The sequence below is a fragment of the Pseudomonas sp. AL 58 genome (assembly GCF_036348395.1).
Taxonomy (GTDB): domain Bacteria; phylum Pseudomonadota; class Gammaproteobacteria; order Pseudomonadales; family Pseudomonadaceae; genus Aquipseudomonas; species Aquipseudomonas defluvii.
On sequence record NZ_JAZBQR010000008.1, the window covers coordinates 132,585 to 153,744 of the forward strand.

20 protein-coding genes are annotated in these 21,160 nt (G+C 60.1%); 8 read left to right on the forward strand and 12 right to left on the reverse strand.

Annotated elements, in window-relative coordinates; genetic code table 11:
• Nucleotides 1-44 precede the first annotated feature (44 nt).
• Nucleotides 45-389 (reverse strand): YggL family protein, encoded by a 345-nt coding sequence (locus UIA24_RS12180; RefSeq protein WP_099775416.1) that lies wholly within the window; start codon nt 387-389, stop codon nt 45-47.
• Between the two features lie 249 nt (nt 390-638).
• On the opposite strand from UIA24_RS12180, the gene dacB reads away from it, so the two are divergent.
• A complete protein-coding gene (dacB, locus tag UIA24_RS12185) occupies nt 639-2,102 on the forward strand; it encodes a D-alanyl-D-alanine carboxypeptidase/D-alanyl-D-alanine endopeptidase (RefSeq protein ID WP_065761160.1) in 1,464 nt (487 codons plus the stop codon).
• A 134-nt stretch (nt 2,103-2,236) separates the two neighbouring features.
• Here the strand turns inward: dacB and rlmKL are convergent, their stop codons facing one another.
• Nucleotides 2,237-4,432 carry a bifunctional 23S rRNA (guanine(2069)-N(7))-methyltransferase RlmK/23S rRNA (guanine(2445)-N(2))-methyltransferase RlmL gene (gene rlmKL, locus UIA24_RS12190; protein WP_330522942.1) on the reverse strand — a complete coding sequence of 732 codons (2,196 nt, stop codon included), beginning with the start codon at nt 4,430-4,432 and terminating at the stop codon, nt 2,237-2,239.
• Between the two features lie 65 nt (nt 4,433-4,497).
• Here rlmKL and UIA24_RS12195 point away from each other — a divergent pair, with 65 nt between their 5' ends.
• Nucleotides 4,498-4,746: a hypothetical protein gene (locus tag UIA24_RS12195; protein ID WP_330522943.1), complete on the forward strand. Its 249-nt coding sequence runs from the start codon at nt 4,498-4,500 to the stop codon at nt 4,744-4,746.
• 228 nt (nt 4,747-4,974) lie between these two features.
• Entirely contained in the window at nt 4,975-5,190 is a 216-nt protein-coding gene (gene rmf, locus UIA24_RS12200; RefSeq protein ID WP_010223328.1) for a ribosome modulation factor, read from the forward strand.
• Nucleotides 5,191-5,284: 94 nt separating this feature from the next.
• On the opposite strand, the gene UIA24_RS12205 is transcribed toward rmf, so the two are convergent.
• A complete protein-coding gene (locus UIA24_RS12205; RefSeq protein ID WP_330522944.1) occupies nt 5,285-6,310 on the reverse strand; it encodes a quinone-dependent dihydroorotate dehydrogenase in 1,026 nt (341 codons plus the stop codon).
• Between the two features lie 159 nt (nt 6,311-6,469).
• Between UIA24_RS12205 and UIA24_RS12210 the strand changes: the two genes are divergently transcribed.
• The 4 genes from UIA24_RS12210 (at nt 6,470) to UIA24_RS12225 (ending at nt 11,340) form a co-directional block, all read left to right on the forward strand.
• Nucleotides 6,470-7,684, forward strand: coding sequence for a CmpA/NrtA family ABC transporter substrate-binding protein (locus tag UIA24_RS12210; RefSeq protein ID WP_330522945.1), 1,215 nt, complete (start codon nt 6,470-6,472; stop codon nt 7,682-7,684).
• A 14-nt stretch (nt 7,685-7,698) separates the two neighbouring features.
• Complete coding sequence (locus UIA24_RS12215; RefSeq protein WP_330522946.1) at nt 7,699-8,274, forward strand: ANTAR domain-containing response regulator; 576 nt, start codon at nt 7,699-7,701, stop codon at nt 8,272-8,274.
• Between the two features lie 176 nt (nt 8,275-8,450).
• On the forward strand, nt 8,451-9,662 hold the full coding sequence (locus tag UIA24_RS12220) for a nitrate/nitrite transporter (RefSeq protein ID WP_330522947.1): 1,212 nt from the start codon (nt 8,451-8,453) through the stop codon (nt 9,660-9,662).
• Between the two features lie 7 nt (nt 9,663-9,669).
• Nucleotides 9,670-11,340: a bifunctional protein-serine/threonine kinase/phosphatase gene (locus UIA24_RS12225; protein WP_330522948.1), complete on the forward strand. Its 1,671-nt coding sequence runs from the start codon at nt 9,670-9,672 to the stop codon at nt 11,338-11,340.
• A gap of 66 nt (nt 11,341-11,406) precedes the next feature.
• Here the strand turns inward: UIA24_RS12225 and UIA24_RS12230 are convergent, their stop codons facing one another.
• The 9 genes from UIA24_RS12230 to ppsA form a co-directional block, all read right to left on the reverse strand.
• On the reverse strand, nt 11,407-12,441 hold the full coding sequence (locus tag UIA24_RS12230; protein WP_102051809.1) for an OmpA family protein: 1,035 nt from the start codon (nt 12,439-12,441) through the stop codon (nt 11,407-11,409).
• Nucleotides 12,442-12,550: 109 nt separating this feature from the next.
• A complete protein-coding gene (gene sigX / locus UIA24_RS12235; protein ID WP_176717403.1) occupies nt 12,551-13,141 on the reverse strand; it encodes an RNA polymerase sigma factor SigX in 591 nt (196 codons plus the stop codon).
• 88 nt (nt 13,142-13,229) lie between these two features.
• Nucleotides 13,230-14,054, reverse strand: coding sequence for a mechanosensitive ion channel family protein (locus tag UIA24_RS12240; RefSeq protein ID WP_099775423.1), 825 nt, complete (start codon nt 14,052-14,054; stop codon nt 13,230-13,232).
• A gap of 2 nt (nt 14,055-14,056) precedes the next feature.
• On the reverse strand, nt 14,057-14,311 hold the full coding sequence (locus UIA24_RS12245; protein WP_176717402.1) for a CrfX protein: 255 nt from the start codon (nt 14,309-14,311) through the stop codon (nt 14,057-14,059).
• 84 nt (nt 14,312-14,395) lie between these two features.
• The gene (locus UIA24_RS12250) at nt 14,396-15,391 is read right to left on the reverse strand and encodes a zinc transporter ZntB (protein WP_330522949.1); all 996 of its coding nucleotides are present in this window, start codon (nt 15,389-15,391) and stop codon (nt 14,396-14,398) included.
• A gap of 27 nt (nt 15,392-15,418) precedes the next feature.
• Nucleotides 15,419-15,907 carry a ribonuclease E activity regulator RraA gene (gene rraA / locus UIA24_RS12255; protein WP_065758605.1) on the reverse strand — a complete coding sequence of 163 codons (489 nt, stop codon included), beginning with the start codon at nt 15,905-15,907 and terminating at the stop codon, nt 15,419-15,421.
• 92 nt (nt 15,908-15,999) lie between these two features.
• Nucleotides 16,000-16,302, reverse strand: coding sequence for a Rieske (2Fe-2S) protein (locus UIA24_RS12260; RefSeq protein WP_330522950.1), 303 nt, complete (start codon nt 16,300-16,302; stop codon nt 16,000-16,002).
• A gap of 49 nt (nt 16,303-16,351) precedes the next feature.
• Nucleotides 16,352-17,350 (reverse strand): alpha/beta fold hydrolase, encoded by a 999-nt coding sequence (locus UIA24_RS12265; RefSeq protein ID WP_330522951.1) that lies wholly within the window; start codon nt 17,348-17,350, stop codon nt 16,352-16,354.
• Between the two features lie 111 nt (nt 17,351-17,461).
• Nucleotides 17,462-19,840 carry a phosphoenolpyruvate synthase gene (gene ppsA, locus UIA24_RS12270; protein ID WP_065758602.1) on the reverse strand — a complete coding sequence of 793 codons (2,379 nt, stop codon included), beginning with the start codon at nt 19,838-19,840 and terminating at the stop codon, nt 17,462-17,464.
• Nucleotides 19,841-20,017: 177 nt separating this feature from the next.
• Between ppsA and ppsR the strand changes: the two genes are divergently transcribed.
• Entirely contained in the window at nt 20,018-20,836 is an 819-nt protein-coding gene (ppsR, locus tag UIA24_RS12275; protein ID WP_065758614.1) for a posphoenolpyruvate synthetase regulatory kinase/phosphorylase PpsR, read from the forward strand.
• Nucleotides 20,837-21,160: the final 324 nt, after the last annotated feature.

Genomic DNA, 21,160 nt, shown 5'->3' on the forward strand with positions numbered 1-21,160 from the left:
CAAAACTGAAAACGGCAGCCCTGAGGCTGCCGTTTCACTGGATATCAAGGAACCGGATTGATTTCGTTTTCCGGGTACCAGGCATCGAGCAGCGGGCTGAGCTCGATCTTGGTCAGCTCGTTGCGAGCCTTCAACCAAGCCTCGACAGCAGCGCGTTGCGCTTCAGTCACCGAGCCACGCTTGGCCGAGCAGACCAGGCCGAAGTCGTCGCCGCCGACATAGTCCAGGCCGTTGGCGTCCATGGCTTCTACAAGAAAGGCATCGAGGAAGGCATCGACAGCTTCTTCGGTCAGATCTTCCTTGAACTCCAGGTTCAGTTCGAAGCCCAGCTCCTGGAATTCACCCACGCAGAGCTTTTTACGCAAACGGCGGGAACGGTTGGTCGCCATGAAACAATCCTCTTAAGTAATAACGCGGCGCACTCTATCAGTTTTGCCTCCCCGGTGCCCGATTAAAACGCCACGGCAGGAAAACCGACTGCCATGAACAGGAGGCTTTCAAGTCAAAACCAAGGTCGATGAAGCCGCCCATCGCTGCGCAGCTTGGGGCATAATGCACGCATTATTTTTGTCATACCGGGGCGTCCATCTTATATCGCCTCGTTTTTTTCACCCCTCGCTCGCAGGGTTCTACCTCAGATGATCAAATCACTACGCCCTCTTCTTGTTGCCGGCCTTTTACTGCCACTGGCATTGCCAAGCCATGCGGCTGCCGTCAACACGACCCTTTCGCCGAAAGTCGAACAGGCCCTGAAGACCAACAAACTGCAGGAATCGGCCCTGTCGCTGGTGATGCTGCCGCTCAATGGCCCCGGAACGCCCACCGTGTTCAATGCCGATGTCTCGGTCAACCCGGCCTCGACCATGAAACTGGTCACCACCTATGCCGCACTGGAGATGCTCGGCCCCACCCATCAGTGGAAAACCGAGTTCTACAGTGACGGCCCGCTGAGCAACGGGGTGCTGCAAGGCAACCTGTACCTCAAGGGTGGCGGCGATCCCAAGCTGAACATGGAAAAACTCTGGCTGCTGATGCGTGACCTTCGCGCCAATGGCGTTCAACGCATTACCGGCGACCTGGTGCTCGACCGCAGCCATTTCGTCCAACCCCAACTGCCCCAGTTCAATGACGACGGCGGCGATGAGAACAAGCCGTTTCTGGTCAAGCCTGACGCGTTGATGATCAACCTCAAGGCCCTGCGTTTCGTTGCCCGTAACGATGGCGGCAAAGTGCTGGTGTCGGTCGAACCACCGATCGCCACCATACACATCGACAATCAGGTCAAGGCCGTAGCCGGCAAGCAGTGCACGGGCGATGTGCGCTACAACCCGATAACACGGGCCGATGGCATCACCGTGGTCGTCAGTGGTCAATTGGGCGAAGGCTGCAATTCTCAAACCTACCTCTCCCTGCTTGATCACCCCACCTATGCCGCCGGCGCAGTGCGGGCAATCTGGAACGAGCTGGGCGGCAGCATCGACGGCCGCGACCGGGTCGACGCCCTGCCGAAGAATGCCCGCCTTCTGGCTCGGGCATTCTCCCCGGACCTGGTCGAGATCATTCGTGATATCAACAAGTACAGCAACAACACCATGGCCCAACAGCTGTTCCTCAGCCTGGGCGCGCAATACCGCACCGACGCCGATGGCGATGATGCTCGCGCCGCTCAACGCGTGGTTCGTCAGTGGTTGGCGAAAAAGGGCATTACTGCGCCGCACCTGATCATGGAAAACGGCTCAGGCCTGTCGCGTGCCGAACGGATCAGCGCGCGCGAAATGGCGACGCTGCTGCAAGCCGCCTGGAAGAGCCCCTATGCCGCCGAGTTCATCAGTTCGATGCCGCTGACCGGCATGGATGGCACCATGCGCAAGCGCCTCAAGCGCACCGCCATGGCCGGCGAAGCCCACATCAAGACCGGTACCCTGAACACCGTACGCGCCATTGCGGGCTACAGCCGCGACAGCAACGGCAATACGTGGGCCGTGGTAGCGATCCTCAACGACCCAAAACCTTGGGGCGCTTCGGCGATTCTTGACCAGGTGCTGCTGGACCTGTATCGCCAACCCAAGCTGGTTAACAGCACAGCGGCCGTGCAACCTTGAGGCCAAGGGCCTAACAGGGACAGATAGGCACCGAAGGCTGTACAGGTAGCGCACCTGGACAGCCTTCGGCGGTTTTGGGGCACCCTCACCGAGGCTTGATAACCACGGCGTTGAGCACCCCACATCAAACGGACTCAGCGCGCCTGAATCTTCCAGGCACGGTGGATCTTGCTGTTGCGTGCAAAGTCCGGATCCAGTGTCTGGGCGCTGATTTCCTCTACGGCATAACGCTCGCTCAGACGCTCATCCAGCTGGAACTTGCGGAAGTTGTTCGAGAAGTACAACACACCGCCCGGCGCCAGCCGTGCAACCGCCAGGTCCAGCAGCTCGACATGGTCACGCTGAACGTCGAATACACCTTCCATCCGCTTGGAGTTGGAGAAGGTCGGCGGGTCGATGAAGATCAGATCGTACTCGTCGCGACACGCCTGCAGCCAGGCCATCACATCACCCTGCTCCAGGCGGTTCTTGTCCGAGAAACCGTTGAGCGAGAAATTGCGCCGCGCCCAATCCAGATAGGTGCGAGACAGGTCGACACTCATGGTGCTGCGCGCACCGCCCTTGGCCGCATGCACGCTGGCCGTAGCGGTGTAGCAGAACAGGTTGAGGAAACGCTTGCCGGCTGCTTCACGCTGGATGCGCATCCGCATCGGGCGATGGTCGAGGAACAGGCCGGTGTCCAGGTAGTCAGTCAGGTTGACCAGCAGCTTCACCCCGCCTTCATTGACTTCAGTGAACTGCCCCTGAGTGTTTTGCCGTTCGTACTGGCGAGTACCGGACTGCCGCTCGCGGCGCTTGACCACCACACGGCTCTGATCGATACCGAGGGCTTGAGGAATGGCCGCCAAGGCGTCGAACAAACGCGCCTGCGCCTTTTCCGGATCGATCGAACGGGGTGCCGCGTACTCCTGCACATGCACCCAATCCTGATAAAGATCGATGGCCAGTGCGTACTCCGGCATGTCAGCATCATAAAGGCGGTAGCAACTGATGTTCTCGCGCTTGGCCCACTTGCCCAGTTGCTTGAGGTTCTTCTGCAGGCGGTTGGCGAACATCTGTCCGCCTTCACTCAGGCGTGCAGGTTCGCTGGCCGATGCGGCGGTCGGTTGCGCGGTGTCGTTGCCATCGCGCTCAGGCTGACGACGCTCACCCGTGACGAACTGATCCGGTTGCACCTTGATCAGCAGCAGCTTGCACGGCAACGCGCCGTTCCAGAAGGCATACTGCTTGTGGCTGCGAATGCCCATGCGCTTGCCCAGATCCGGCGCACCGGTGAACACCGCCGCCTCCCAGTTCAGGCAGGCCTGACGCAGGCGCTCGCCCAGGTTCTGGTAAAGGTAGAGCAGGCTGGCTTCATCACCCAGACGCTCGCCGTAAGGCGGGTTACAGATGACCAGGCCTTTCTGATTCTGGTCTGGACGCGGCTCGAACGAACCCACCTCGCCCTGATAAATCTTCACCCAATCGCTCAGCCCTGCGCGCTCGACGTTATTGCGCCCCGGCTGAATCAGTCGCGGATCGGCTTCATAGCCACGAATCCACAGCGGTGGTCGCGCCAGGCCAGCCTCGGCACGCGCCAGGGCTTCGTCATGCAGCTTGCGCCACAGCGCCGGGACGTGGCCCAGCCAGGCACTGAAACCCCAGCGCTCGCGCTTGAGGTTCGGGGCGATGTCGGCAGCGATCATTGCCGCTTCGACCAAAAAGGTACCAACACCACACATAGGGTCAGCCAGCGCACCACCTTCGGCGGCAATGCGCGGCCAACCGGCACGGATCAACACCGCAGCGGCAAGGTTTTCCTTCAGCGGCGCAGCGCCTTGCTGCAAACGATAACCACGCTGGTGCAGGCTGTGCCCGGACAGGTCCAGCGACAGAATCGCTTCACCGCGGTCCAGGCGCAGGTGAACACGCAGGTCCGGGTTGAGCTTGTCGACCGATGGGCGCTCACCACTTGAAGTGCGCAGCTTGTCGACGATGGCGTCCTTGACCTTGAGGGCACCGAAGTGAGTATTGTCGATACCCGAGCCGTGACCGCTGAACTCAACGGCCAGTGTCCCGGCGGCATCCAGATGATCGGCCCACTCGACGTCATGCACGCCGTAGTACAGGTCGTCGGCGTTCTTCATCGAGAAGCGCTTGAGCACCAACAGCACGCGGTTACCCAGGCGCGACCAGAGGCACAGGCGATAGGCGGTTTCCATGTCGGCCACGCCGCGAATGGCGGAAGTGTGCTCGCGCACCTCTTCAAGGCCAAGCCCGCGCGCCTCCTCGGCTAGCAGGCCTTCCAGGCCCTTGGGGCAGGTTAGGTAAAGTTCGAAACGGTCCGACATGAGTTTTCCAAGCCTTGAGCAATAAGTGAAAGGGCAAGCGCATCGCCCTTTCGATGTTTGATCGAATGCCCTTCCATCAAGCATTCGAGTGGTACCCGAGCGGGGTACCGGACCACCCGGAAGAACAGACCCGTGCATGCGGCAACGCAGCACTGATCACCGGGCAGAGTGAAAATATCCGTTACAAAAGAATCGTGATGACCCTTCGTCGTTTTCCTGGTTCAACTGAAGGTGACCTTCAGCACTGGCCAACTGACGTCATCTACGGGCAAAGCCTGATGATAGCGGCCTTTTCCGAGAATCCATCGCAGTAGCAATTTTTTACTTATCCTTGTGACCCTATGAAAGGTTACGTCCTTATGACAAATCGATCATTCACAGTGTGTCGTGCATTGGTTAGAAATCAAACTATGTTGTCACCGCAACGGGGCAACACTTACTGCTCGCCACGCCGGCAGCGAGCGCACACCGGCAGAACGATTCTGCCCGGCCTCAGACGAGGCCGACGGGACATTACAGTCAACAAGTGAGGGCAACACCCTATGAGAAGACTTAAGCGTGATCCGTTGGAACGAGCTTTTTCACGTGGCTACCAATATGGGGTCACCGGCAAATCCCGCGAGCTTTGCCCTTTTACTCTACCGTCGGTGCGCCAAGCCTGGATCAACGGCTGGCGTGAAGGACGTGGCGACAACTGGGACGGTATGACCGGCACTGCGGGTATCCACAGACTCAACGAACTTCACGCCGTTGGCTGAACGAGGATCGAATTCGATTAACCATGCCAGCCCTATCCGGGCGGCGGGCTAAGGCCCAAGGGCCCCTGACGGGGCCCTTTTTTATGCCTGCGGTTCAGCGGCCTGGTAACGCGGCAATCGCGTCTACTGCTTCGCGAATCAGCGCAGGCCCCTTATAGATGAAGCCCGAGTAAATCTGTACCAGGCTGGCGCCAGCAGCGATTTTTTCTGCTGCATGCCGCCCCTCGGTAATACCACCTGCGGCGATGATCGGCATTTTACCGGCCAGCTCACCGGCAAGAATCTTCACCGTATGGGTACTCTTCGCCAACACCGGAGCGCCCGAAAGACCGCCCGCCTCGTCAGCATGCGGCAAGCCTTCGACCCCTTCGCGACTGAGGGTGGTGTTGGTTGCGATCACCGCATCCATGCCCGACTCCAGCAACGTTGCAGCCACCAGCGCAGTTTCTTCGTCGCTCATGTCCGGCGCAATCTTGATGGCCAGCGGCACACGCTTGCCGTGCTGCGTCACCAGTTGCTCACGACGCTCGGCCAGGGCTTCAAGCAACTGCTTGAGCGAGTCACCGAACTGCAGGGTGCGCAGGCCGGGCGTATTCGGCGAGCTGACGTTGACCGTCACATAGCTGGCATGGCTGTAGACCTTGTCCAAGCAGATCAGGTAGTCATCCACTGCACGCTCGACCGGCGTATCGAAGTTCTTGCCGATATTGATGCCGAGCACCCCGCGGTATTTGGCGGCCTGCACACGGGCAAGCAGGTGGTCGACACCGAGGTTGTTGAAACCCATGCGGTTGATGATTGCCTGGGCTTCAGGCAAGCGGAACAGGCGTGGCTTGGGATTACCCGGCTGCGGCCGCGGGGTGACGGTACCGATCTCGACGAAACCAAAGCCCAACTGAGCGAAACCGTCGATGGCCGCGCCATTCTTGTCCAGGCCAGCGGCAAGGCCGACTGGGTTATCGAACGACAGCCCCATCACGGTCACCGGCAAACGGGCCGGCGCCTTGGTCAGCAAACCGTTGATACCCAGACGACCACCGGCACCGATCAGGTCCAGGGACAGGTCGTGGGAGGTTTCCGGGGAAAGCTTGAACAGCAGCTGGCGGGCCAGGTTATACATGGGCGGGCTTAGCTCGACGGAAATAAAAGCGCGATTATAGCGGCGGCACAGGCCAGAGGACAGCGCCACGACCCCGGCCTGGCATATGGGTTGCTTTGTCACCTCCACGAAACCTGTCTGCATTCGGGCAGGCAAGAACGACAGAGCGGTCAACATCACGTGAACACTACTCTCCCGGCAAACCCACTGGCCTGGGTCAATGGCAGCGATGCGCCTGAAAAGCACAGCCTGGATATCGGCTTCATGGCCCTGACCGACTGCGCCCCACTGGTCGTGGCCGCCACCCAGGGGTTTGCCCAGCCCTACGGCCTTACCCTCAACCTCAAGCGCCAAAGCTCATGGGCCAACCTGCGCGACAAGCTGGTCAGCGGCGAACTGGATGCCGCTCACAGCCTGTACGGCCTTATCTATGCCGTGCACCTGGGCATCGGGGGCGGCACCACCACCGACATGGCAGTGCTGATGGGGCTCAATCAGAACGGGCAGAGCATCAACCTGTCCAAGGCCCTGCAAAACCTGGGCGTGACCGATCCTGAAGCATTGGAGCATCACGCGCACCAAAACCAGACAAAACTGACCTTCGCCCAGACCTTCCCGACCGGCACCCACGCCATGTGGCTGTACTACTGGCTCGCCAGCCAGGGTATTCACCCACTGGAAGACGTCAACAGCGTGGTGATCCCGCCAATGCAAATGCCCGCGCACCTGCAGGCCGGCCGGATCGACGGGTTTTGTGTGGGCGAGCCCTGGGCAGCCAGCACTGTTGAACAAGGGTTGGGCTTCACCCTGGCAACCAGCCAGTCGATCTGGCCAGACCACCCGGAGAAAGTGCTCGGTTGCACGCTCGCCTTCGTCGAGCGCTACCCGAACACCGCGCGGGCACTGGTGATGGCGGTGTTGGCTGCCAGCCGGTTCATCGAACAGAGCCCTGAAAACCGCCGCAGCACCGCGCAACTGCTCAGCGGCCGCAGTTACCTCGACACCCCGGTCAGCCACATTGAACCGCGCCTGCTGGGCGACTACCACGATGGCCTCGGCAACCACTGGCACGACCCGCATGCCTTGCGCCTGCACGATAACGGCCGCGTCAACCTGCCCTACCTGTCAGACGGCATGTGGTTCATGACCCAGTTCCGCCGCTGGGGATTGTTACGTGACGACCCGGACTACCTGGCGGTTGCCCAGCGCATTCATCAGTTGACGCTGTACCGCGAAGCTGCTGGCGCATTAAGCGTGCCTTGCCCGGAATCGGCCATGCGCAGCAGCCAACTGATCGATGGAACGCGCTGGGACGGCACCGACCCGTATGGATACGCCCGCAGCTTTCGCCTGCACGCCCTGGCCGACGCGCCTGTGGCGCGCACCCAGTACTGAGAGGAAAGGCGCCCATGCTGCGTATCCTGCTGATCGACGACACCGAGAAAAAAGTCGGCCGACTTAAAGCTGCGCTGATCGAAAGCGGGTTCGAGGTTATTGAAGAATCCGGGCTGACCATCGACCTGCCGTTGCGCGTCGAAACGGTGCGCCCGGACGTCATTCTGATCGATACCGAGTCACCGGGCCGCGACGTGATGGAACAGGTGGTATTGGTCAACCGTGATCTTGCCCGACCGATCGTGATGTTTACCGACGAACACGACCCGAAAATCATGCGTCAGGCCATCCATGCCGGCGTCAGCGCATACATCGTCGAAGGTATTCAGGCCAGCCGCCTGCAACCGATTCTCGAGGTGGCCATGGCCCGCTTTGAGAGCGACCAGGCCCTACGTGCGCAGCTGCAGGCGCGCGACCAGCAACTGGCAGAACGCAAGCGCATCGAACTGGCCAAGGGCTTATTGATGAAGATGAAGCATTGCAACGAAGAAGAGGCCTACACCTTGATGCGGCGCCAGGCCATGAGCAAGCAACAGAAACTGATTCAGGTTGCCGAGCAGGTCATTGCCATGAACGACTTGCTTGGCTGATCGCCATTCTGGCCCGGCTCTTGCTAATTCGTAGTCACAGGTAGCCAACGGCGGTTGCCACACATTTCCGACAAAGACGTCGCTCGCCCTCCAGCTCAGGCTGGTCGGGCAGCGGCGTTTTTTTCGTTTCGCCCTCCGGGGTACGACTTCCGTTGCAATGCTGACCGAGGTGTTCGATGAATACGAGCTTCTGGAAATCCGGCCATATCCCAACCCTGTTTGCCGCCTTCCTGTATTTCGACCTGAGCTTCATGGTCTGGTACCTGCTGGGCCCGCTGGCCGTGCAAATCGCCAGCGACTTGCAGTTGACCACCCAACAACGCGGCCTGATGGTGGCGACACCGATTCTGTCGGGTGCCATCCTGCGCTTCATCATGGGCGTGCTGGTTGACCGATTGTCGCCGAAAACCGCCGGACTGATCGGCCAGGTGATTGTCATCACCGCACTGTTCTGCGCCTGGCGCCTGGGGATTCACAGCTATGAACAGGCGCTGCTGCTTGGGGTTTTCCTCGGTGTGGCCGGCGCCTCCTTTGCTGTCTCCCTGCCGCTGGCTTCACAGTGGTACCCGGCCCAACATCAGGGCAAGGCCATGGGCATTGCCGGTGCAGGAAACTCCGGCACCGTGTTTGCCGCCCTCTTGGCTCCGGTGCTGGCCGCCGGCTTTGGCTGGAGCAACGTCTTTGGTTTCGCCCTGATACCGCTGATCCTGACCCTGGCACTGTTCACCCTGCTGGCGCGCAACGCCCCGCAGCGCGCGAAACCCAAAGCCGTAGCGGATTACCTCAAAGCCCTCGGTGATCGTGACAGTTGGTGGTTCATGTTCTTCTACAGCGTCACCTTCGGCGGCTTTATCGGCCTGGCCAGTGCCCTGCCCGGCTACTTCAACGACCAGTACCATCTGGACCCCGTCACCGCCGGTTACTACACCGCGGCTTGCGTCTTCGGTGGCAGCCTGATGCGCCCGATTGGCGGCGCACTGGCTGACCGCTTCGGTGGCATCCGCACACTGCTGGCCATGTACAGCCTGGCAGCCATCTGCATCGCCGCGGTCGGCTTCAACCTGCCCAGCGCCGTGGCCGCACTGGCGTTGTTCGTCAGCGCCATGCTGGGCCTGGGTGCGGGGAACGGTGCCGTGTTCCAGTTGGTTCCGCAGCGCTTTCGTCAGGAAATCGGGGTAATGACCGGGTTGATCGGCATGGCCGGAGGCATCGGCGGTTTCCTTCTGGCAGCCGGCCTGGGGACAATCAAGCAACACAGCGGCGACTATCAACTGGGGCTGTGGTTGTTCGCCAGCCTGGGCGTACTGGCCTGGTTTGGCCTGCACGGTGTTAAACGCCGCTGGCGCACCACCTGGGGCTCGGCGGCGGTCACCGCCGCCCGCGTCTGAGGTAGCCATGGGCCTGCAATTGAGTGTTGCCCAGGCCAGCGCCATCGGCCCGCGCGAGGAAAACCAGGATGCACTGCGCCTGGTGACCCCCGCCCCCGAGCTGGCAGCCTGCAAGGGCTACCTGTTCGCCCTGGCCGACGGCGTCAGCCACTGTGCCGACGGCGGCCTGGCCGCACGGGCCACCCTGCAGGCCCTGGCCATGGACTACTACAGCACCCCGGCGACCTGGGGTGTCGCTCAGGCGCTGGAGCGCCTGCTACTCGCCCAAAACCGCTGGCTGCGGGCCAATGGCGGTGGCCAACCGCTACTGACCACACTGACCGCCCTGGTGCTACGTGGCCGACGCTTTACCCTCGCGCATGTCGGCGACTGTCGCGCCTACCGCTGGCATGCCGGTCAATTGCAGCGCCTGAGCCAGGACCATGTCTGGGATCAGCCCGGCATGCAGCACGTACTCAAACGCGCCCTCGGCCTGGATGAGCATCTGTTGGTGGACTTTCTCGAAGGTGAACTGCAGGCCGGCGAATGTTATGTGCTATTGAGCGACGGTGTCTGGGCCAGCCTGAATGAGCAGCAGATCGCCGCTCATTTGCGCGAGCAGCCAGACCTGGACCAGGTGGCCCAGACACTGGTCAGTGCCGCCCATCACGCAGGCAGCCAGGACAATGCCAGCGCCTTGCTGGTGCGTATTGAGGAACCGGGGGCGGCCAACCTGGGCGACAGCCTTGCACAATTGCAAGACTGGCCGTTGCCTCCCAGCCTGCGCCCAGGGCAGGTTATCGATGGCTGGACCGTCGACAGCCTGCTCGCCCACAGCCGCCAGTCACTGCTCTATCGCTTACATGACAACCAGCACCAGCACTGGTTGCTGAAAACCCTGCCAGCCACACGTCAGGACGACCCAGGTGCACAACAGGGCCTGCTGATGGAGGAATGGTTCCTGCGCCGGGTTGCCGGACGCTATTTCCCCGAGGTGCACACTGCTGGGCAACGCCAACACCTGTACTACCTGATGCGCGAGTACAACGGCCAGACCCTGGCCGAGCTGTTCCAGCACGAAGGCCCCTTGCCATTGGAGAAATGGCAGAACGTCGCCCGCCAACTGCTGCGGGCGGTCGGCCAACTGCACCGACGCAACATCCTGCACCGCGATATCAAACCGGAAAACCTGCACCTTGCCGGGGACGACCAACTGCGCCTGCTGGACTTTGGTCTGGCCTACTGCCAAGGGCTGTCCGAGGCACCTATGGAGGACTTGCCCGGGACACCTTCGTTCATCGCTCCAGAAGCCTTCCAGGGCTGCCCACCCAGCGCACAACAAGATCTCTATGCAGCAGGCGTAACGCTCTTCTACCTGCTGACCGGTCAGTACCCCTATGGCGAGATCGAAGCCTTCCAGCACCCGCGCTTTGGCACACCCACCAGCGCAGCGCGCTTGCGACCCGATGTGCCCGACTGGCTGGAACGCAACCTGAGCCAGGCCATTGCTGCCGACCCACAACAACGTTATGAAACGGCCGAACAATGGCTATTGCAGCTTGAGCAGGGCGACCAACAGTCGTCAACACTGCGGCCTCGGCCACTGCTTGAGCGTGAACCCTTGAAAGTCTGGCGCGGCCTGGCGCTGCTGTCCCTGCTGCTCAACCTGATTCTGCTCCTGCACCTGCTGAAATCTTGAAATGCTCACTAAATCGCAGGCAAAAAAAAGCCCGGCCTAAGCCGGGCTTTTCAAGCGTCAGACCAATTACTTGGCTTGAGCTTCAACCTGCGCTTCTACGCGACGGTTTACAGCACGACCAGCGTCGGTAGCGTTATCGGCAACCGGACGGGTCTCACCGTAACCAACGGACTGAACGCGGCTCGACTCAACACCGTACTGCTGGGTCAGAACCTGCTTGACGGCGCCAGCGCGACGCTCGGACAGTTTCTGGTTGTAAGCGTCAGGACCGACGGAGTCAGTGTGACCTTCAACAGTGGTGGTGGTCTGTGGGTACTGCTTCATGAAGTCAGCCAGGTTCTTGATGTCGCCGTAGCTGTTTGGCTTCACAACCGACTTGTCGAAGTCGAACTTGACGTCCAGCTCTACACGAACGACTTCAGCAACAGCTGGGCAGCCGTCAGCGTCAACGGTAACGTTGGCTGGGGTGTCAGGGCACTTGTCGACGTTGTCGCAAACGCCGTCGTTGTCGCTGTCGGAGCAGACTTCAGCAACAGGTGCTGGAGCTGGTTCAGCTTTCTTCGAGCTACCGCCGAAGTTCAGACCGATACCGACGCTTGGCGCCCACTCGGTGTCGCCCTGGTCGATGTTGTACTGAGCTTCAACGCCAGCACGGGCGTAGAAGTTTTCAGTGAAGTACAGCTTGGCACCGCCGCCCAGGTTGGCGAAGGTGGAACCGTTACGACCGCTACGACCGTTCTGGCCGATGCTCTGGTCCGAGAAACCAGCGGAAACGTAAGGACGCAGCAGGTCACCTGGGTTGTTGAAGTGGTACAGAGCATCCAGGGCAGTGTTGGAGCCCTTGATGTTACGACCGTCTTCAGCACGAGCGTTGTGGACTTCGTCATAACCCAGACGCAGTTCAACGTCGTCGGTCAGGAAGTAACCAATCGAGCCGCCGAACAGGTTGCCGTTGTTTTTGAAGTCACGAGCGCTGTCGAACATCTCTTTCTTGGCGAAACCTTCCACCTCGACTGCGCCTTGGCCTTGTGCCAGAGCGCCGAACGAAGTTGCGGCTACAAGAGAACCAATGGCAATGCCCAAGGTGTTTTTCAATTTCATCCGTTAAATCCCCATCTGGTGATTGTTAAGCAGTCCCACCAAATCCGGGGGACAACTCGCGGGCAAGTTTAGCAGAACTTGCCGGTACGTTAGAGATATTTGCGCGCTACTAAGTTTCGGAGATGCCCGCAAATTTCTCACGTAGCTTGTCGAGCGCCCGCTTGTACCGCATTTTCGTGGCGCTCAGACCCATGTGCATGATGTCGGCGATTTCCTGAAATTCCAGCTCTGCGACAAAACGTAGCACCAGAATTTCACGGTCAATCGGGTTCACATGCACCAGCCATCTGTCCAGTCCGCCCTTCTCTTCCGGTTTCGGGGCCTTGTCGTCCGAGGCCTCCTCGACCGGGTCAAGACTCAGGGCATCCATCAAGCGACGCTTGCGTCGCTCTTTGCGGTACTGGGTAATGCACTCGTTGTAGGTGATGCTGTAGAGCCAGGTCTTGAACTTGGATTTACCCTCGAAGTTCTTCAGACCATACAGCACCTTGAGCATGACCTCCTGACAGACATCGTCGGCGTCCCGATCGTTCCCCAAATAACGCGCACAGACGTTGAACAGGGTACGCTGGTAGCGCCGCATGAGCTCTTCATAGGCGCGGGTAACATGAAACAGCTCCTCATGCGAACGCGCCACCAACTCCTCATCAGTGAGCTCGCGGGGGTCGTAACGCATGGACAGCGAGTGAACTTTATTCAAAACAGATCTGGCCGAGAGTCAGGTCAAATGCCCCACAAAATAGCCCGAGGCCATTTTGCGGCGGCATACATTAGCAGAAATTGCCCGATCAGCGGCTACTGACTCGCTGTTCCAGCAGAATCCGATTGGACAAGGACACCAATTCACCATCATCTGTCAGCAGGGTCGTCTTGACCGTACCGATCTCCTCGATCTGCCCCTCGACCTCGCCAACCCGCACCTGCTGGCCAACCTGATAGAGTTCACGCACGTAAATTCCGGCCAGAATCTGCCCGGCAATCTCGCGGCTGCCGAGGCCCATGGCCAAGGCAACGGCCAGACCAACGGTTATCAAACCAATCACAATCACGTGGTTGAGCAGGTCAGTCTTGACTTCCAACTGGCTGATCGCCACGGAGATACTGATGATGATCACCAGCCCCTGAACGATCCGCCCAACGCCGGCGGCGTACTCCAGGCCTATGCCTTCTGCCGCACCGCGCACCAGGCCATTGGCAACCTGGGCCAGCAGCACACCAGCCAGCAGCACCAAGGCCGCACCAAACACTTTAGGCAAGTACAGGGCAAGCATGTCCAGCGTAGCTGAAACCCGCTCCAGCCCCAGGGATTCAGCTGCAGAAACCAGGAAAATCAGCAATACGAACCAGTAGACGATTTTCCCGACCAGGGTAGAAATCGGCACCTGGATACCCACCCGACCCAGCATCTTGGTCAGCCCGGTACCCGCCATCAGGCGATCCAGGCCAACCTTGGCCAGCAGTTTCGACAACAGGGTGTCGAGCAACTTGGCGACGACGAAGCCAAGCAGCACCACCACCAGGGCACCGAACAAATTGGGAATGAAGTTCGCCACTTTGGTCCACAACGCCGTCATGGCGGTGACCAGGCTCTGGGTCCAGAGATCTAGTTCCATATTCAATCGGCCTTATCAGCTTTACGGGCAGAAGCACTGCGGCGTACCGGCGCAACATGCGCCGAGCCATTATTGAGGGCAATCATCAGCGCCTGGATCCAGCGACCCAGCAAGCTGAAAAGATCACCGGCACCGACCTGGCGGTTGGCGGTTTTCAGGACACGGCCCAGGCAAGCGTCATCGTCACGCTCGCGGCCGGAAGGCGAAGCCTTTAACAGGTCTCGCAGGGATTCTTCAAACGGATCGTGCATAGGCACCTCGCGCAGTATCTGTCAAAGACGAGGCCGCCGTGGCATCGGTCACATGGGCCACACCGGGCACCTGCATCATCATGTGACGCCTCAGACCCAACGCAAGCGACGAAACAACCACCACTGCCCAAGGGCCAACGCGATCAGCAGGACACTGGCGAACAGAAAGCCGTAGGGGCTTTCGGAACCCGGAATACCGCCAACGTTGATCCCCAACAGGCCTGTCAGAAAGCTCATGGGCAGGAAAATACAGGTAATGATACCGAAGCGGTACATGGTTCTGTTCATCCGCTGGCTCAAACGCCGGTCTTCGTTCTCCAGCACCAGCGCGACACGCTCACGGGTCAGCTCCAACTCTTCGAGGTAACGAATCAGGCTGTTGTTCAGTTCGTTCCAGTAATCGGCGTCTTCTTCGGCGAACCACGGCACCTTGTTACGGGCCAATTGCGCGTAGATTTCCCGCTGCGGCGCAAGGAAACGGCGTAGCCCGGCAGCACGACGACGCATCTGCAGCATGCTGCCATGCTCAGGCGCATACCGTTCGTCGGTTTCCAGCTTCTCTTCCTCGCCGTCCACCTCTTCGGAGAGATCACTGACCAGCGCCTGAACCTTTTCGGTCAGCAACTGGGCCAGCGCCAACAGCAGTTCCGAGGCCGATTTCGGGCCGCGGCCCTCTGCCAACTGCTGCAACACTTCATCGGACGCGCGCAGCGGCCGCAGACGCAGGGAAATAACCCGCTGCGACTCGGCAAAAATGCGTACCGAAACCATATCTTCCGGCTCGGCACCCGGGTTGAGATTGACGCCGCGAAGAAACAACAGCATCTGTGCATCGGGCAGCGGCAGTAAACGAGGCCGCGTGTTTTCCTCAAGCAACAGGTCACAGGCGAACTCGTTCAGGCCGCTGTCGCGACGCAGCCAGGTCTGGGTCTGCGGGTGACTGCGATCCCAGTGCAACCAGAGGCTTTGCTCGGACTGCAGTTGAAGATCATCCAGCTCAGTCCGGGCAATCGAACGCGCACCGCCTTTTCCATCCAGCACCAGGGCATGCACCAGCCCCCATTGCGCGTTTTCTTCCTCGAACATCCCCACCCCACAGACCGGCTTCAGAACTTACTCAGGCATTTTCAACGGGCTTGGCGAAACGATCACACCGTTGTTGTCGGCGTAGATGTATTCACCTGGACGGAAGGTCACACCAGCAAACGTCACGACCACATTGAGGTCGCCAATGCCACGTTTGTCGGTCTTCTTCGGGTGGCTGGCCAAGGCCTGAACGCCGATATTGGTCTGGGCAATGGCATCGACATCGCGGATGCAGCCATAAATCACCAGGCCTTCCCAGCCGTTTTTCGCTGCCTTTTCCGCGATCATGTCCCCCAGCAGGGCACAACGCAGGGAGCCGCCACCATCAACCACCAGTACTTTGCCCTTGCCATCAAGGTCGGCCTGCGACTTGACCAGGGAGTTGTCCTCGAAACACTTGATGGTGACGATCTCGCCACCAAAGGAATCACGGCCACCGAAGTTACTGAACATCGGCTCCAGCACCTGCACCAGCTCAGGGTAGGCGTCGCACAAATCGGGCGTAAGGTAATGCATGGGAAACTCCTGTCACTTGCCAAGACAATGGATGTCGGAATTCACAGTTTCTTGCGGTTGACGAGACATGGCGATCCGGCTTTAGGCCAAGGCTACACGTCGATGCCGATTCGGTCACCCTCATAGGCGAGGTTGAACACCTTCAAACCAGCGCAGGCAGCCTGCTGTACCGGCTGCCCGCACGGCAAACGAAATTCGAGGCCGTGCCGCTGGCAGCGCAACACATTCCCTTCCAGGGTCGCACTGTGCAAGGGCGCGCCCTGATGCGGGCAGCGGTTCTCAATCAACAACGGCTGATTGTCGACCACCAGCAGCAACAGCTGCTGACCACTCACCTGAAAGGTCTTGCGGTAGCCCTCCTGCAGATTGATCAGACGCTCTAGTGCAACAAACATAGCCCTAACTCAAACACAAAGTGACCGAAACGACGACAATCGTCACATATTAGCCGTAACCAGGCTCTGGAGAAATGCTCTGTTCGCGACTGCCCAGCAGCGGCAGCAGCGGATCGCGCAACCAACGCTCGACCATAGGCCAGACTTGCACTTGAGCCGGTTTACTCACCAGCATGTCGACATGCCCGAAGTTGTCAAAACCCTCCTCCGCGCCCAGCCTTACGAACTGCTTGTGCTCACTGCCCATTTGCTCGAACAGCTTGCGACAGGCCCAGACGGGGTCCTGGTGATCCCCTGCCCCTGCCACCGCCAGTATGGGCACCTGAACATCGGCAAGGCCGGCCCACCAGTCCTGCTTCTTGTCACCGAAGCGGCCGAACAGCCCATGCCAGCGCATGCTTTCCAGCGCCAGGCCGATCGGTTCGTCCTCTGGGCCACGCCCCAGCCTGGCACCGGACAAATGCACAAAGCGCTTGAGCAATAGCCGAGAGGTCCATTCCACCGGTGGAATCTTCAGCGGCCAGTAAATGCGACTGACCTGCGTGCCAAAGAATGCCGCGCTGGCCACCTCTTCAGCGCCCAGCCAGCTACCCCCCAGCGCCGCCGCCAAGGTCGTCCCTCCCAAGGAGTGCCCCAGCCAATGCGGCACCTGACCCGCCTGCTCACGCACAAACGCGGCAATCGCCGGCAGGTCATAGCGAGCATAGTCGGCCACGCGGTTTTGCCGGTACTCGCGGTTACGCGGCGACAGGCCATGCCCACGCATTTCTGGCATCCAGACATCGAAACCGGCCCGAGCCAGATGGGCACCCAGGCCGATACCCCGCGGCGAGTACCAAAAACGCCGGTTGGAAAAACTGCCGTGCAGAAGAATCACCGGCACACCACGAACCTGCTCCTGATCAGCCAGGCCCAGTCGTGTCACCGCCAGTTCTACCGTGCGATCAGGGCTGTTGCCAGCCTTGAGGCGGTAGACATCTTCGCTCAGGTCTCCCCGGCGCTCGGCACTGAGCAAGGCCACGGGGAAAAGGCTACTGCTGCTTTGCATAGATCTCTTGCACAAAAAAGGGCGAGCACCATCACTGGAACACGCCCTGAAAAATTCGGTGGAAGCGCTCGAACGCCAAACTCCGGCGATCGAGCGCTTCATTTCAGCGCATCAGTTTGCTGCGCCTTGCCCCTCGGCCAGGAAGAACCAGGTCTCAAGCACGGAGTCAGGGTTCAGCGAGACGCTCTCGATCCCCTGTTCCATCAGCCACTTGGCCAGGTCCGGATGGTCGGATGGGCCTTGGCCACAGATACCGATGTACTTGCCGGCCTTGTTGCACGCCTGGATGGCGTTGGCCAACAGCTTCTTGACCGCAGGGTTACGCTCATCGAACAGGTGGGCGATGATCCCGGAGTCACGGTCCAGGCCCAGGGTCAGTTGGGTCAGGTCGTTGGAGCCGATGGAGAAACCATCGAAGTACTCCAGGAACTCATCGGCCAGGATGGCGTTGGATGGCAGTTCGCACATCATGATCACGCGCAGACCGTTCACGCCACGGCCCAGGCCGTTTTCGGCCAACAGGTCGACCACCTGGCTGGCTTCGCCAAGGGTGCGGACGAACGGTACCATGATCTCGACGTTGGTCAGGCCCATTTCGTTGCGCACACGCTTGAGCGCACGGCACTCGAGCTCGAAGCAGTCGCGGAACGACTCGCTGATGTAACGCGAGGCGCCACGGAAGCCCAGCATCGGGTTTTCTTCTTCCGGCTCGTAGAGCTTGCCGCCGATCAGGTTGGCGTATTCGTTGGACTTGAAGTCCGACAGGCGCACGATCACCTTCTTAGGCCAGAACGCTGCTGCCAGGGTGCTGATGCCTTCGACCAGTTTCTCGACGTAGAAGCCCACTGGGTCATCGTAGCCGGCGATACGCTTGTCGACGCTGTCTTTCAGCTCTTGCGGCAAACCGGCGTAGTTCAGCAGTGCTTTCGGGTGCACGCCGATCATGCGGTTGATGATGAACTCCAGGCGCGCCAGGCCGACACCGGCGTTGGGCAACTGGGCGAAGTCGAATGCACGATCAGGGTTACCGACGTTCATCATGATCTTGAACGGCAGGTCAGGCATGGCGTCGACCGAGTTCTGACGCACATCGAAGCCCAGCTCACCTTCGAAGATGAAACCGGTGTCGCCCTCGGCGCAGGAAACCGTCACGCCCTGGCCGTCTTTGAGCACCTGGGTGGCGTTACCACAACCCACGACGGCAGGGATGCCCAGCTCACGCGCAATGATCGCGGCGTGGCAAGTACGGCCACCCCGGTTGGTAACGATCGCGCTGGCGCGCTTCATGATCGGTTCCCAGTCCGGGTCGGTCATGTCCGATACCAGCACGTCGCCTGGCTGGACCTTGTCCATTTCGGCGATATCGTGGATCACGCGCACCTTGCCAGCGCCGATGCGCTGACCGATGGCACGGCCTTCCACCAGCACTTTGCCGGTTTCCTTGAGCAGGTAGCGTTCCATGACATTGGCACTGGAACGGCTCTTCACCGTTTCAGGACGGGCCTGAACGATGTACAGCTTGCCGTCATCACCGTCCTTGGCCCACTCGATGTCCATCGGGCGCTGGTAGTGCTGCTCGATGATCATGGCCTGCTTGGCCAGCTCGGTGACTTCGGCATCGCTGAGGCAGAAACGGGCGCGGTCGGCACGATCAACATCGACGACCTTGACCGAACGACCGGCCTTGGCCTCGTCGCCGTAGATCATCTTGATTGCCTTGCTGCCCAGGTTGCGGCGCAGGATGGCCGGACGGCCTGCCTGCAGGGTGTTCTTGTGGACGTAAAATTCGTCCGGGTTCACCGCGCCTTGCACCACGGTCTCGCCCAGGCCGTAGGCGCCAGTGATGAAAACCACGTCACGGAAGCCCGACTCGGTGTCGAGGGTGAACATCACACCGGCGGTACCGGTTTCGGAGCGGACCATGCGCTGCACGCCAGCCGATAGAGCGACCAGCTTGTGGTCGAAGCCCTGGTGCACACGGTAAGCAATGGCACGGTCGTTGAACAGGGAGGCAAATACCTCCTTGGCGGCGCGGATCACGTTGTCCACGCCACGAATATTCAGGAAGGTCTCCTGCTGACCCGCGAACGAGGCGTCTGGCAAGTCTTCGGCAGTGGCCGAGGAACGCACGGCGACGGCCATGTTCGGGTTGCCCTGGGACATTTCAGCAAAGGCGGTGCGGATTTCGGCATCCAGACGCGCCGGGAACTCTGCGTCCATCACCCACTGACGAATCTGCGCACCGGTTTTTACCAGGGCGTTGACGTCGTCCACGTCCAGCGCGTCGAGTGCGGCGTGGATACGCTCGTTCAGGCCACTCTGCTCAAGAAAATCACGGTATGCCTGAGCCGTAGTGGCAAAGCCGCCAGGAACCGATACACCGGCGCCGGCAAGGTTACTGATCATCTCGCCGAGGGATGCGTTCTTGCCCCCCACATGCTCCACATCATGGACGCCGAGCTTATCGAGGGAAACTACGTACTCTACCAAGGTGATCTCTCCACTAACTGTATTGGAAAAGCTCAGGACGCCGGCGATTTCGCTAGGAACGTGCCGGGCGCTTGTGGCCTGGACCTGGAAAATAAGTGAGAATGCCGACAAGGGTTGTTCGGCAAACCGAACCTATCATATCCAAGATTCGTCACCAGCTTAAGGCCCATGGCGCAAATGAAACGATCTGCTTTCTTTATTTCCGATGGCACCGGCATCACCGCCGAGACCCTGGGACAAAGCCTACTAGCGCAGTTCGAGAACATTCCCTTCAATAAATTCACGCGACCGTACATTGATAGCGTGGAAAAAGCGCACACCATGGTACAGCAAATCAATGCTGCCGCAGAACGCGACGGGGCGCGTCCGATCATCTTCGACACCATCGTCAATCAAGACATTCGCGAGGTACTGGCGACCTCCAATGGCTTCATGATCGATATCTTTTCAACCTTCCTCTCCCCTCTGGAACAAGAGCTGACCGCGCACTCTTCCTACTCAGTGGGCAAATCCCATTCGATCGGTGGCAACTCCAACTACATGGAGCGTATCGAGGCGGTGAACTTCGCGCTGGACAACGACGACGGCGCGCGCACGCACTACTACGACAAGGCCGACTTGATTCTGGTGGGTGTATCCCGTTGCGGCAAGACCCCGACCTGCCTGTACATGGCCATGCAATTCGGCATCCGCGCAGCCAACTACCCGCTGACCGAAGACGACATGGAACGCCTGCAGTTGCCCACGGCGCTGAAAAAACACCAGCACAAGTTGTTCGGCCTGACCATCGACCCGGACCGCCTCACCGCGATCCGCCACGAGCGCAAGCCCAACAGTCGCTATGCCAGCTTTGCCCAGTGCGAATTCGAAGTGCGTGAAGTGGAAAACCTGTTCCGCCGCGAGAACATTCCGCACATCAACTCCACTCACTTCTCGGTGGAAGAGATCTCCGCGAAGATCCTGGTGGAAAAAGGCGTAGAGCGGCGCTTCAAATAACACCCAGGAACGCGTGGGAGTAAGGTCGGATGCATGGCCTCGGTGCGGTGCCCGTGAGATCGCGGCGTCTGTATCGCGGGCAAGACCCGCTCCCACAGCTAGCGCGGACTCTGTTGGAGCAGGCTTGCCTGCGATGGCCTCGGCGCGGTGCCCGTGAGTGCGCGGCGCCTGTATCGCGGGCAAGCCCGGCTCCTACCCTGTGGGAGCAGGCTTGCCTGCGATGGCCTCGGCGCGGTGCCCGTGAGATCGCGGCGTCTGTATCGCGGGCAAGACCCGCTCCCACAGCTAGCGCGGACTCTGTTGGAGCAGGCTTGCCTGCGATGG